The sequence below is a fragment of the Sphingobacterium composti genome (assembly GCF_009829075.1).
In the GTDB taxonomy this organism is placed as follows: Bacteria; Bacteroidota; Bacteroidia; order Sphingobacteriales; family Sphingobacteriaceae; genus Sphingobacterium; species Sphingobacterium composti.
Window position 1 is genome coordinate 40,571 of sequence record NZ_WUQZ01000009.1, and the last position, 14,640, is coordinate 55,210.

At 34.1% G+C, this 14,640-nt stretch carries 10 protein-coding genes; 2 read left to right on the plus strand and 8 right to left on the minus strand.

Features of this window, described 5'->3' with window-relative positions:
* Positions 1-2: 2 nt before the first annotated feature.
* The 6 genes from GOQ17_RS08150 to GOQ17_RS08175 form a co-directional block, all read right to left on the minus strand.
* The gene (locus tag GOQ17_RS08150) at positions 3-1,148 is read right to left on the minus strand and encodes a DegT/DnrJ/EryC1/StrS family aminotransferase (RefSeq protein WP_159636826.1); all 1,146 of its coding nucleotides are present in this window, start codon (positions 1,146-1,148) and stop codon (positions 3-5) included.
* Positions 1,145-2,581 carry a lipopolysaccharide biosynthesis protein gene (locus GOQ17_RS08155; protein WP_159636828.1) on the minus strand — a complete coding sequence of 479 codons (1,437 nt, stop codon included), beginning with the start codon at positions 2,579-2,581 and terminating at the stop codon, positions 1,145-1,147. The genes GOQ17_RS08150 and GOQ17_RS08155 overlap by 4 nt, the downstream gene beginning before the upstream one ends.
* Before the next feature lie 6 nt (positions 2,582-2,587).
* Entirely contained in the window at positions 2,588-3,883 is a 1,296-nt protein-coding gene (locus GOQ17_RS08160) for a nucleotide sugar dehydrogenase (protein WP_159636829.1), read from the minus strand.
* Positions 3,871-4,425, minus strand: coding sequence for a UpxY family transcription antiterminator (locus tag GOQ17_RS08165; protein ID WP_159636830.1), 555 nt, complete (start codon positions 4,423-4,425; stop codon positions 3,871-3,873). The genes GOQ17_RS08160 and GOQ17_RS08165 overlap by 13 nt, the downstream gene beginning before the upstream one ends.
* A gap of 254 nt (positions 4,426-4,679) precedes the next feature.
* Positions 4,680-6,968 carry a GumC family protein gene (locus tag GOQ17_RS08170; RefSeq protein ID WP_159636831.1) on the minus strand — a complete coding sequence of 763 codons (2,289 nt, stop codon included), beginning with the start codon at positions 6,966-6,968 and terminating at the stop codon, positions 4,680-4,682.
* Between the two features lie 19 nt (positions 6,969-6,987).
* Complete coding sequence (locus GOQ17_RS08175) at positions 6,988-7,746, minus strand: polysaccharide biosynthesis/export family protein (RefSeq protein ID WP_159636832.1); 759 nt, start codon at positions 7,744-7,746, stop codon at positions 6,988-6,990.
* A 1,234-nt stretch (positions 7,747-8,980) separates the two neighbouring features.
* Here GOQ17_RS08175 and GOQ17_RS08180 point away from each other — a divergent pair.
* Positions 8,981-9,571 carry a riboflavin synthase gene (locus GOQ17_RS08180; protein ID WP_159636833.1) on the plus strand — a complete coding sequence of 197 codons (591 nt, stop codon included), beginning with the start codon at positions 8,981-8,983 and terminating at the stop codon, positions 9,569-9,571.
* Between the two features lie 12 nt (positions 9,572-9,583).
* On the opposite strand, the gene GOQ17_RS08185 is transcribed toward GOQ17_RS08180, so the two are convergent.
* Positions 9,584-11,371 (minus strand): chloride channel protein, encoded by a 1,788-nt coding sequence (locus GOQ17_RS08185; RefSeq protein ID WP_159636835.1) that lies wholly within the window; start codon positions 11,369-11,371, stop codon positions 9,584-9,586.
* 12 nt (positions 11,372-11,383) lie between these two features.
* Positions 11,384-12,325: a hydrogen peroxide-inducible genes activator gene (locus GOQ17_RS08190; RefSeq protein WP_159636836.1), complete on the minus strand. Its 942-nt coding sequence runs from the start codon at positions 12,323-12,325 to the stop codon at positions 11,384-11,386.
* A gap of 128 nt (positions 12,326-12,453) precedes the next feature.
* Here GOQ17_RS08190 and GOQ17_RS08195 point away from each other — a divergent pair, with 128 nt between their 5' ends.
* The gene (locus GOQ17_RS08195; protein WP_159636837.1) at positions 12,454-14,616 is read left to right on the plus strand and encodes a S46 family peptidase; all 2,163 of its coding nucleotides are present in this window, start codon (positions 12,454-12,456) and stop codon (positions 14,614-14,616) included.
* The last annotated feature ends 24 nt before the right edge of the window (positions 14,617-14,640 follow it).

The window sequence follows — 14,640 nt, forward strand, 5'->3', positions numbered from 1 at the left end:
AATTAAATAGCAGTTACTATAGGATCTGATGTGCTCTCTAGCGCTTGGATCGCTATGCGGTTACGTATAAAACTCTGCTGAGTATCAATAATTATTTGGACTATTAATGCACGATCAATTTTGCTCAATGTATGATACATAGGTAAACACATTATTCTCTTTGCAATAGAATCACATATCGGCATATCCTTTTTGTTGATATATGGCAAAGCAGACAATGACGGATAAAAATATCTTCTACAGAAAATGCTTCTTTTTTCAAGTTGAAGTTTACAATCAAGCATCGCTTCTTCGGATTCAAAAATCACAGGAAAATAAGAATAGTTGAAATCTGTATTAGTCTGAATCACTTGAAATTGTAGATCACAATCTGATAAATGTTCTTTATAAAAATTATAAAGTTCTCTTCTGTTTTCTAATATTTCGTCAATATGTTTAAGATTACATAATCCCATCGCGGCGTGGACTTCGGAGTTCTTAGCATTAGTACCTACTTCCGAAAAAGTATCTGTACCACTATAACCAAAGTTTCGCATCACATTGATCTTATCAAGTAGATGTTCATTCTTTGTAAAGATTCCACCTCCCTCTATGGTATGAAATAATTTTGTTGCGTGAAAACTAGTAATGCTTACATCACCATACGAAAAGATAGATTTGCCATTGTAATTGACTCCAAAGCAATGCGCTGCATCATAAATAACTTTTAAACGATTACGTTTTGCAATTGCCTCTATGGCCTCGATATCACAAGGATTACCGAATACATGTGTTGCCAATATCGCTGTTGTATACGGTGTAATAGCTGCTTCAATTTGCGTTACATCAATATTTAAAGTCTCGCTGTCGATATCCACGAATACAGGTTTACAACCTTGCCATACAATACTACTTGTCGTGGCGACAAAAGAAAACGGAGTTGTTATAATTTCTCCTTTTAGATCAAGCGCATGAATGGCCATCTGCAGTGCTACGGTTCCATTCGTTACAAAAAGAAAGTTAGATAAATTCAGATGATTCTTCATCTCACGTTCGAATTCATTAACCAGAGGGCCATTATTTGTCAACCATTGCCTGGTCCAAATACTCTCCACATAACTTTGAAAGGCTGTTAGAGACGGCAAGAAAGGTTTAGTTACGGGTATCATTTCTTTAAAATTATTTGTTTAAAATCGGCAAGTGGAGATAACTTAAACAATTGACTAAAAACTAAATACAAGCCACCATAGGTTATTCCCGAAAGTATGATTCTCAAAATATTAGATAGATGTGCAAATACAAGCTGATCACAATAAAACACGACTAAACCTAATAAACCAGATAATAAAAGTATCGGATATATATCCTTGACTTGTTCGATTAGAGGATAATTGATCAGCTTGCCGCTATAGATGGAATTAATGTAGTAAGCAAAAACTGTAAAAAATATCTGAAAATACAATAACCCCATTATCCCAAATGGGAACACACATACAATGCCGATCACCATTAGAACTTTTTTAATTATTTCAAGTTTTAGGATCTGTCCACTTTGTCCTTTTACTTTTAAAATATTTAGGTTGTATGAATGAAGAGGGTACATTATCCCTGCTATACATAAAATTTGGAAATACGGAACTACGGGCAACCATTTATCAGTGATGAGTAAAACAATTAAAGGCTTGGCAATTATGGCTAGAAGAATCAAACTGGGCGCGTTCCAATATAGAACCTGCTGCATCAACATTTTGTAAGCTTTTTTCAGTTTCTCATCGTCTTGTGAAAATGATGAAAACATGGGATAAGCAACTTTATTGATTGCTGTAGCAATTATTCCGATAGGCAACTGGCTTAAACTATCTGCTCTTGCATAGTAACCTAATTGTATAACTGCATAAAAACGCCCTATGATAATGGTATACAAATTTTTATACACTGTGTCCAGCAAGCCGGTCAAGGTCATTTTGTATCCAAAATAAAAGTGCTTATGGAAACTTTTTTTATCAAATATTAATTTGGGTCTCCATGAGGATTGACACCAATGTATCAGCGTAGTAATTATAGAAGCTGATAAATTCATCCAAACCAAACTCCACACCCCATAGTCTCTTGTAGCTAAGAATATCCCTAAGCATCCTCCTATTGTCACAGCAGGAATCTGCGTTAGCGCAAGTTGTTTGAAGCGCATATCCTTGATCAACAATGTATTCTGAATACTAAAAAATGAATTGACAATAAAGGTTAAACCGTAGACCTTAATAATATCAATTAGAAGAGGCTGTCTGTAAAAATCAGCTATAAAAGGTGCACTGAGACATAAGATACCATACACAGTTACACCTCCAATCAAATTGAATATGAATACGGTGGAATAATCTTTTTGTCCAGTCATTCTGCTCCTAACAAGAGAAGAAGCGAGTCCACTATCCAACAATGAATTACCTAGTAGTATGAAGACAGATAACATAGCTATTAACCCAAAATCTGATGGGCTAAGAATTCTTGCTAGAAAGATATTAATAACAAGACCTATGAATTTGACGCTAAATTGTTGAAGTATTGACCAAATAAATGCGAATTTAGTTTTGCGTATTATGCTCATTTCATTCTACAATCGCATCGCTTCCATAGATTTTGGAAGCATAGATTTTATATCGTATAGCACTGATTTTGGTTTCAACAGTGAGCTGATATCCATTTCTTCAAATTCTGAATGTGCAACAGCTAAAACCACTGCATCATATTTTCTAGTCTTTGAAGAACCATTCTCACACCAAATACCATAATGTTGTTGTGCATGATCCACATTTGCCCAAGGATCGTGTACTGTTATACTGACATTATATTCCTGCAATCTTTTAATAATATCGATCACTTTAGTATTTCGAACATCTGGACAATTCTCTTTGAATGTAAAACCTAGTATTAAAATATTTGCTCCAACAATGATTATGTTCTTCGAAATCATTTGCTTGATTAACTGATCAGCTACATATTTTCCCATCCCATCATTCACTCTTCGACCTGCAAGGATAATTTCTGGATGATAGCCTACTTCTTGTGCTTTTTGTGCTAGATAATATGGATCAACACCGATACAATGCCCTCCTACCAAACCGGGTTTGAAATTCAAAAAATTCCATTTTGTGCCAGCTGCTTTCAGTACTTCAGAGGTGTCAATCCCTAGTTGATTGAATATCATGGCTAATTCATTGACAAAAGCTATATTGATATCACGTTGTGCATTTTCAATTACTTTAGCTGCCTCCGCCACCTTTATCGACGATGCTTTGTAAGTTCCAGCTTTGATTACAGAATTATATAAATTATCTATCCGTGTAGCAGCCTCTGGTGTAGAGCCCGACGTAATTTTCAAAATATTAGCAACTGTATGCTGTTTGTCACCAGGGTTGATACGTTCGGGAGAATAGCCTACATAAAAGTCTTCGTTAAATACCAATCCAGACATTTCGGCCAAAATTGGCACACATTCATCTTCGGTCACTCCAGGATAAACAGTTGACTCATACACAACTATATCGCCTTTTTTCAATACACTTCCTACTAGCCTACTAGCCTTTATCAGTGGCGTCAAATCTGGTCTATTGTTTTTATCAACAGGTGTAGGTACAGTGACTATAAAAATTGATGATGAGGCTAATAAGTCTTTATTGCTAGTGCAATATAATCCCTTTGAGCTTGATACATTATTGGTCAAAACATTTAACAATTCATCTTCAGACACTTCCAACGTGCTATCTTTCGCTTGATTCAATTCTTCCACTCTTTGTTGAAGAATATCAAATCCAATTACTTTGTGTTTTTTCGCAAATTCCACTGCAAGTGGAAGACCAACATAACCTAGCCCGATGATGGCTATGTTTTCAGGTTTTAATTCGTACATAATGCTTTTTTTATAGGTTTTGCTTTTATTAATTGATTAATTTCTATTCGTGTTACTACTGCACAGTCCATATTGTCAAAAGACATAAGCACAGTTCTTCCTTGAACTTGGATAATTTTTCCTTCTTGATTAGTGAACAATCCACTTCTAATTCTCACTCTGTCACCAGGTTCAAAATCATTTAAGTTAATTATTTCGAGATTATTGTAATTCAATACCATCTCCTTCAATTTTTCTATTTCTGAATCACGTATGACTGCCGGTCTTCCTAAATAATAGATGTAATTCAGCACCCCCATCGTATATCTTACTTTAGTCAAATCTCTATCATCTATCCTTACGAAAACATATCCATTAAATAGAGGAACACTTACTTTCTTTTTTCTATCTGCCCATTGATTTTCTGTAGTACTTAGAGGACAGAAAGTTTCTATTCCTTGTTCTTGTAGTAGTTTATCAACTTTCTTTTCCCATCTTGGTCGTACATATATCACTAACCAATTCTTTTTAAGTCTTCTTCTGTAATTAATTATAGTTTCCATAATAGATATTTTAGACTAAGGAGTTATAAGTGTATTAGATTCGCTTCAAAGGTTCGCATGGCTTCGCCATATCACTTACAGCGATGTTTTTTTTGGTTTTTTTGAAATGTTAATTAGTATTAACTGGTTACGGCTTAATAATTGGTTGCAGGTTAACTTTTACAACACACCTGCGGTGTTGGATCTTTTTACTACAATGCTTACAGTCTTTATGACTATATATATTTATATTATTTTATATGTATTGGAATGCGCTAGTCTTGCATAGCATAGCCATATCCACCATACGTATATTTCTGAGACTTATCTCTTTTAGCGTCATTAAACACTACCAAAAGGTTTTTAAATTTGTTTTCGTCATTGATATCCTTAAGGATTGCTAATTGGTAATTATTTGTATAATTATATCTGACCAAATAAATACTTACATCAGTATATGGAGCCAAACTAAATGCATCAGCTACTTGTCCCACTGGTGAGGTATCTATTATAATGTAATCAAAGCGTTCTTTTAGTTCCTCAATCAGTATGCTTATTTTAGGATTCATCATATCCTCAGCAGGATTTTCAGGAATATTACCACAGCCTATCACACTAACATTGTCAGACAAGAAACTTGGTTGGATTAGCTCATCAATAGATAATTGATCATCATTTAGATATTCAGTAATACCAACTGTTGTGGGCAAATTTAATTTCTTAAGTAAGGCTGGCCTTCTCAAATCAAATTCTAAAATCACCACTTTTTTATTCTGCATACCTAAGGTCGTAGCTAGATTAATACTAAAGAATGTTTTACCTTCACCTTTCATACTAGAAGTGACCAATATTACCTTGTGCTTTTGATTCACCATAAATCCCAAATTCATACGGATATATCTAAACAATTCGGATATAGTAGACCGTCGATCCGCCTTAAACACATTCGTATTATTATCCAAATTATGAGAAAGCTCTCCTAACAACCTCGCTCCTGTAAGTTCAATGCTGCGTGCATCGCGTACCTTATTGTTAAAAAATCCTCTAGCATATATGATCCCTGCCGGAACGAACATCCCTACGAAGAAACCAAATAAATAAAGCATAGGTACTTTTGGAGCAATCGGTGTTGTATTATATGCTGGCTTATCTACTATTTGTGAAGTTGGAACAGTTGTAGACAATGATAAAGCTGTTTCTTCACGTTTTTGTAGTAAGTATTGGTATAAAGTAGACATTACAGTTTGCTCCCTACTTTTTTCCAACAATCCACGCTCTATTGTAGGTACAGATTTACTTTTACGATTATATTGAGCATAATTTTTCTGAAAATTATTTCTTTCGATATCAAATCGATTTCTTACAGACTTCAAATTCTCGAGAATATTCCCTCTTAAATTGGACAATTGATTATCCAAATTTATCACTAAAGGATTTTCAGGATTTGCTGTACGTAGCATTCTATTCCGCTCTTGTTGAATATCATTGAATTTAGCTATCATTCCGTTTAAGATTGGATCCTGTATTCCCATAGCACTTGGAGCCAAACTTCCAGGAGATTGATTATCTCTGAAATAGCTTTCTAATGATTTTACTAGATTGAGCTGAGTAACAGATTCACCTAATAATTGATTATATTCAACAGATCTAGCTGCATTTATTTGCGCATCAATATTGATATCCGTCAATTCGTATTGTCTCTTGAAATTCTCCACATCTTGCTCCGCGCCAACTAAATCATTGGTCAAGTATTTCAACCTGTTGTCAATAAATTTAATGGTATTTTCAGCAATGATATTTTTATTATTTACATTATTAATGTTGTATTTCTCAATTAAATGTGTCAAAAAATCAACGCCTCTTTGCGGAACATTATCATTGAGACTAATCACTACGGTATTAGCATCTTTCACCACAGGGATAATTTTCAATTTCAACAAACTATATGTTTCCGTTAATTTATATAAATCCTTAAACTGAATATTAATCGTACCAAAATCCTTTGAGAAAGCTGGACCTTTATTAACTTTAATTGAATAGTTTTTATTCTCAATAAGTTGATTGTATCCAACAACTAGGTTCAATGTACTATCAGTCAGACGAAACTGCGTATCATTTATCGGAGTTATTTCAATCTTCCTAGCATATGCTCCCTTTTTCAATTCTTGAATCTCGACCTTGATTGGCAGCGTTTGGCCATATAATTCAGTATTTTTTAATCCTGATTTTTGAAAATATGTTGTTTGAAAATCTAATTCTGTCAATACTTGCGATATTAGATCGCGAGATCTTAAAATTTCAATTTCATTATCTACAGTTTTAACCGTTTGAAACATATTTAGATCACTAAAAGCCGTACTGTTGGACATTGCGGATCCATTTTTGTCATCCTGGATTAACAGTGTACTAGTAATTTTGTATGTGGATGGTGTGATATAGATAAAACCATATACCAAACCTAAAGCGATGAAAATGCTGATTAAAAAATAAGGCCAATTCTTGATGTATCTATCCATAGTCTCCGCGAAACCGTTAGCTCTATTTAATTTTTTCTCTGCAAACATATTATTGTTAATTATTTGATTATCTAGTTCTTAAAATTGCTGAAATTAGTACTGCTACAGCTGATATGGAGGCGATCACCACAGGCATAATTCGAGTACTCTGGCTATACTCTACTGCTTTTGCCTTATCAGGCTCGACATATACAATATCGTTTTGTTTTAGATTGAAAAATGGATCATTCAAAATGTCTTTATCATTCAGATCTATCCTTTTCATTATTCTTTTACCTTTTTCTTCGCGAATAATTAGCACATTCTCACGCTTGCCGTATACAGTCATATCACCTGCTAATCCTAGAGCTTCTAATAAGTTAATGTGGTCACTAGGAACTGTGAAACTTGATGGCCTATTTACCTCGCCAATTACAGTCACCTTAAAATTTGTTAACTGAACCTCTACTATTGGTTCTTTTACATATTTTGCCAATTCTTTGATCAATGCTTCTTGAGATTGCGGCACCGTCATACCTTCCACTTTAAAACTTCCAATTACCGGGAGAACAACCATACCATCATTACCAACTCGATATCCTGTCGGCTCTACGGATGACAAGCCAGCACCTTGACGCGTAACTGCAAATAGAGAATTAGATTCCGGACTCAAACTATTTATATTGATCCGTAGCAAATCATTTTGTTGTATTACTACTGCTTTGTCTTGTAATAATAATTCTGTTTCTTGGTTATTTAATGTACTGAAATAAACCAAATTTCTTCGCTGCGCACACGAGCAAAAAGTCAGTATATATAGTACGATTAGGAGATGTTTTTTATTCATGGTATATGTCTATAAAAATGTGCAAATATTAACTTCCACTAATATATGTACATAATTATCAAATACTTATATGAAAAAACAAGTTGTATTTAAAGTGTATATCAGGGTGACACTTTGTACAAATTCTTTACGAAATAGATAAACATATTTAACAAAACATGTATAAAATAAGATACATTTTTTGTACAACTTCATATTGTAAACTATACAGTGAAAAATCAAATTTTAGCTGTATACCGTATTAATAAAAACTGTAAAACGTCAGATTTTGCTACCAACTAAGAAAAAATTGAAAATTCACAGGGATTTTATGCCCGAATTTAGTTACTTAAAATAGTCTGGGTATATTTAATAGTGCGATACTTTTGAATCCGCGCTGAACCATTTTTTAGCTATAGATTATTAAGAATAAAATACATACTTACCTTGATTAAGAATCATAATTTTAGAGGGGAGAAATATATTGTGTAATTCTATTTACAATTATCAATAAATAATAAAAAAGAGGATCCCTCGAAATGAAAAATCCTCTTAATTTTCTTAAAAAAGAAAAAGCCTAAGAAATTCGAGCGAATTCTTAGGCTTAAAAAACCTCTTACGAGGTAAATCAACCTAAACCTAAGCAAAGGTAATAAAATAATTTATTAAGTTCCAAATACTTACTACAAAAAATATTATTTATTTAACTAATGGTTTATTAACATTCTGGTTATCAATCATATAAAAATGAATAAAAAAAAGGTTTTCAAACGGGGAGAATGAAAACCTTCGATAACCAATTATAAACCTAAATTATGATACACCAAAGATAGTGTACTTATTACACTTACGCAAATGTTTTTTACACTTTTTTTTATTTTATTTTTTTATTAAACCACAAATCAAAAAACAGACACCAAAACAAAATACAAAAACACTTATTACCAGTAACTTACACAAACATATCCTATCAAAAGAGTCTTAAAAAAACTATACTCTATTTATCACTAATGATTCATTAGAATGTTTTGGATTAATTTATTACCATATACTTTAATGGATTATTAATTGATTGCACGTTTTTTCGATAGAAATATAGTATACTATAGAAGATTGTCGCAATAAAAAAGATAAATAACATATTAGGAGTGAGTGGTACAATAATTATCTATTAAAATAACCAAAAATCTGCTTCATTAGTATCTAGTGTTTTATCTGAGAATCTTTGCTTATTTTTGTAAAAAGGGAAACTAACATGTTCACAGGTATAATAGAGACATTAGGTATTGTAAAAAATATACAACAAGACCACACCAACATTCACTTTGCAATCGAATCTTCTATTTCAAATGACTTAAAGATAGATCAAAGCGTATCTCATAATGGCGTTTGTCTTACAGTCGTAGAAGTTAATAAAAACATTCACGTAGTAACAGCTATTGATGAGACTTTACAAAAGACTAATCTTGGTCATTTGCAAGTTGGTGACGTAGTGAATTTGGAACGTTGTACCCAAGCGAATGGTCGCTTTGATGGACATATAGTACAAGGTCATGTGGATCAAACTGCAGTATGTATTGAGCGTAACGATCAGAATGGGAGTTGGCTATTTACATTTCAATACGATCCATCATTAAAGAATATTACGGTAGAGAAAGGCTCTATAACAGTAAATGGTATTAGTCTTACTGTTGTGAATTCGCAAATAGATCGATTTTCAGTAGCCATCATTCCTTACACTATAGAACATACCAATTTAAAACATGTGGATATAGGCACAACAGTAAATTTAGAATTTGATATTGTCGGAAAATATGTTTCAAAAATAATGGCTCTTAGAGGATAAGAGCCATTATTCTTATTCTAAATACGAACCTTGCCTCATCAACAAAGCTCTGTATTTATTAAATACTGCCGATTTGGAGATAAATCCTAAATAATTTCCATTCTTGTCAATAACTGGTAATATCCATACATCCTCACGATTCATTTTTTTCATTACGCCATCCATATTCTCATCAACACGAATGATATCATTCGGCTTTTGAGCTAGCGTTGCGAAATTCCTATTTGAACCTTCCTCCTCTCCCAGTAATATTGAAAATAAACGTTCGCTATATATAATCCCCAAAAATTTTCCATCAGATTCCACAATAGGGAAAATATTACGTTTGGAATGTATTATGTCAGTTTTACGTAGATTAGGATTTTCATCAGGACGTAAGACCACAAAGTTAGTTTCGATTATATAGCGAAGCTTCATCATACTTAACACACTTCTGTCTTTATCTTCATATGAAATCAAATCACCCGATTCAGCTAAACCTTTGGTATAAATCGAATGTTTCATACCATTTCGATTTATTAAATAAGAAATTGATGTAACGATCATCAAAGGAACCATCAATACATAACTTCCTGTCACTTCTGCTATCAGAAACACCCCCGTCAAAGGCGCATGCATAATTCCGCTTAATGCTCCTGCCATCCCTGCCATTACAAAATTTGGAACATTCAACTCAATTATTCCAGTTAGATTTATACCATAAGCAAATGCAAATCCTAGTAATCCACCCATCACCAAACTTGGTCCAAAAACCCCACCGTTTCCACCACTATTCACCGTTACTAACGCCGCTAATGATTTCGCAAAAAGTGTTAGTGTCGTATAACATACAATGACCCATCCAATATCTCGAAAATCTGAGAAAAGACTATTCTTTACAATTGCATTAAAATGCCCATCCAAAATCTGCTGAATTGTCAAATATCCTTCGCCATAAAGAGCTGGGAATATAAAAATCAAGACCCCTAAAGAGACACCGCTCACCCACACGCGCATATAAGGGTTATTAATTTGACTAAACCATGTTTTGATGACATGACTCAGTTTAGAAAAATAAATGGTATAAATCCCCACAATAGTTGCCAACAGAATATAAAACAATAACGCATTAACGTCCCAATCAGTTACAGAAGTATAAAATAACGGCTCATCATAAAGTATCTTAGAAACTACAGCTGCTAATGCCGAAGCTATCAATAAAGGAATTAGCACAGGAATAGAAAACTCAGTCAAAAGAATTTCTATCGAAAAAATCATCCCTGCTAATGGGCTATTAAATGCGCCAGAAATACCAGCGGAAGCTCCACAAGCTAATAGCATCGTCACTTCCTTATAACTCAACCCAAAGAAACGACCAATATTTGAACCTATCGCTGCACCACTATGCGCAATCGGTGCTTCCAAACCCGAAGAACCACCAAATCCAACTGTCAACGCTGAAGTAATAATTTGAGAATACACATTGTGGGGTTCTATTCGACTTGATTTGCGTGAGATAGCATATATTATTGGAGTAATACCATGTTCAAACTTCTTACCACGTAAAAATTTGCGTAGATACAATACAGATAATAAAATACCAATGAGCGGAAAGATTAGATACAGTGAATATTTGTATTGCCAATCAATATCATCTTGCAGAAATGATGCGATAGAGTGCGTCATTCCTTTCAATAATGACGCCGCTACTCCTCCCACTATTCCTACCAAGAAAGCTAAAATGATAATAAAGTTCCTATTCGAAACCCGTTGCATCCGCCATTTATTCAATTGCTCTAATTTCGCTGAAAAGCTATTCATACTCTACAAGTTTTAAAGATCAAATCCCATCACCTCTTTTTTCTTTTTCGATTTGAATCGATCTGGAACTATTTCCAAAATCTCTTTGATTAATGTATTAACCGCTTGCTTCTTCACAAAGTTCTGCGTTGTGACTACTGAAATTTCTCGAACCGGCTCAGGAGCTTTGAAATAACGTACATGGGCTAATTCGTCTTCGTTATAATTGATAATACTCATCTCTGGTAGAATAGTAATGCCCGAATTGATATCTACCATACGCTTCAAAGTCTCTACTGAACCCGTATTATATTCAAAAGTACCTTCTAATGCATAGTTATGTTTATAATTACAAATATTCAGTACTTGTCCACGCATACAATGACCTTCATTGAGCAGCCACAATTTTTCTTCACCAATATCGTCAGTACTTAACACTTTCTTTTGATATAAGTTGCTTTTTTCGGATACATAAGCTACAAAAGTCTCGTAGAAAATCGGTGTCTCTACAATATTACTGTCTGTAAGTGGTGTAGAAAGAATACCGCAATCCAACAATCCCTGTTTTAGTTCGTGCACAATGCGCTCTGTTGTATATTCCCAGATCTGAAGCTTTACTTTTGGATATTTTTTTAAAAATGCAGTGATAACATCAGGCAGCAGATAAGGCGCAACTGTAGGAATTACACCAACACGCAATTCACCTTCCAACTCCCCTTTTTTCTCTTGCAAAATTTCATTGATTTTTTTGCTTTCCATCAATACAATACGTGCTTGCTCGATAATTTTCATTCCTACCTCGGTAGGAATGACAGGCTGTCTACTACGGTCAAAAATTTTAACCCCAAGTGATTCTTCTAACTTTTGTATTTGCATACTCAAAGTCGGTTGAGTAACAAAACACTTTTCCGCTGCGGCGACAAAACTTCTATAGGTGTCTACAGCAACTATATATTCGAGCTGAACTAATGTCATTCTATAAATTTTTCTTATACAAAGATAAGAAAGTTATAAACAAAACACATTCTAAAACCTTTTTCGTCAATTATGAAATCAACTGTCTTTATAAAAGATTTAGTATTTTTGAGGAAATACATTTTAATATGAAATTAAATCTTAAGTCAGCAGTATTAACTGCCCTTCTTTTGGGTTCAGCTTCCATGTTTAGCGCTTCCATTCCAGATGAAGGAATGTTTCCATTGAGCGAATTAAGCCGTGCAGGATTGAAAAAGGCAGGACTAAAAATTAGTGAGAAAGATATTTATAACCCTGGACAAATTGGTTTAGTGGATGCATTAGTCCAGGTGTCAGGTTGTTCAGGATCTTTTGTTTCACCAAATGGTCTAATTATCACAAATCATCACTGTGCTTTTAGTGCGGTGCAATTAGCTTCTACACCAGCAGCAAACTATTTAGAAAATGGATTTGTTGCGAGCTCTCAAGAACAAGAAATTGAAGCCAAAGGTTTGACTATCCGAATTACTGATTCGTATGAGGATGTATCTGTACGTATTTTGAATGCTGTTGCTAATATTTCAGACCCCATAGAGCGTATTAATACAATCACAAAATTGCGTGAACAAATTGCGAAAGAAGCCGAAGCTAAAGATCCAAGCATTAAGGCGGAAGTATCTGAAATGTTTATCGGTAAATCATACGTTTTATTCCGTTATAAAACCATCGAAGATGTACGTTTGGTGTATATTCCTCGTCAAGATATTGGAGAATTCGGTGGCGAAACAGATAATTGGGTTTGGCCAAGACATACCGGAGATTTTTCCTTTTTAAGAGCTTATGTTTCTCCTGATGGAAAACCTGCGAAATATTCAAAAGATAACGTTCCTTACCAACCTAAAAAACATTTAAAGGTTAATTCCAAGGGTGTTGAAGAAAATGATTTTGTCTTTATTTTAGGCTATCCAGGACGCACTTTCAGACATAGACCTGCTCAATTTATTGAATATCAGCAGCAGTTTTTATTGCCTTTTACATCAGAATTATATGATTTTCAAAATCAGCAAATGACGATGGCGGGGAAAAATGATAAAGCAACTGAATTGGCACTAGCTACGCGCATCAAACGCAATGCAAATGTCATGAAAAATTACCGCGGTAAATTAAAAGGATTGCGCAATATTGACTTGATTGCTACGAAGCAAAAAGAAGATCAAGAATTGGCTAATTTTATTAATTCTAAACCAGAATTAAAATCGAAATACGGCTCACTAATGCAGGATATTGACCAACACTATAATTTGGTGTTTTCGGACGCTTTGCGCGAATTGTGGTTTAATAATATGTATTCGGGTATACGTACTCTTCATATAGCGAATACTATTAATTCTTTCAAAAATGCGATTTCGAAGCAATCTTCGGCTTCTGATCGCCAGAAGATATTCGATCTAAATATTGAAAACGTAAAAAAACAATTGGACGCAGTATATGAAAGTTACAATATTACTGCGGACAAAAATATTGCAGCACGTATGTTTTCTGATGCTTTAAATTTGACTGATAAGCATCGAATCCAAACGATTCAAAATAGAAATTTCGTGACTGCTGATGAGTCTTCATCATTCATTCAAAATGCAATAGATCAATGTAAATTAAATTCCAAAGAAAGTTTATATTCTGCGGTTTTGAAAGATGCAAATACATTAGTAGACTATTCAGATGACATTTTAAATCTTCAAAAAGAACTAGGCGCAGAGCTTGAAATCTTCAGAGAAGAACTAAGACGTCGTGAAGGTGTTTTAAATCGTCTTATGGGTGATTATGTTGCAGTGAAAGAAGTGTTTCAATCAAAAAACTTTATTCCTGACGCAAACTCAACACTACGATTGACATTCGGAAACATAAAGGGATATAGTCCTGCTGATGCAACTTACATGGCACCGTTTACAACTGTAAAAGGTCTTATTGAGAAAGGCAATTCTGGTGATCCAGAATTCGCCTATCCACAACCCATCAAAGATGCATGGTTAGCCAAAAACTTTGGACCGTACACACGCAAAGGCACTAACGATGTACCAGTAAATATCTTGTATAACATGGATACTACAGGAGGTAATTCGGGATCGCCAATTATGAATGCGTATGGCGAATTGATCGGTGTGAATTTTGACCGTTCGTACGATGCAACAATTAATGATTTCGCTTGGAATGAAAGTTATAGTCGCTCAATTGGAGTCGACATCCGCTATGTATTGTGGATTGCTGACAAAATCGATAACGCGCAATTCATTCTAAAAGAAATGGGAATTTAATAAAGAGGTGCTTCCTGCACCTCT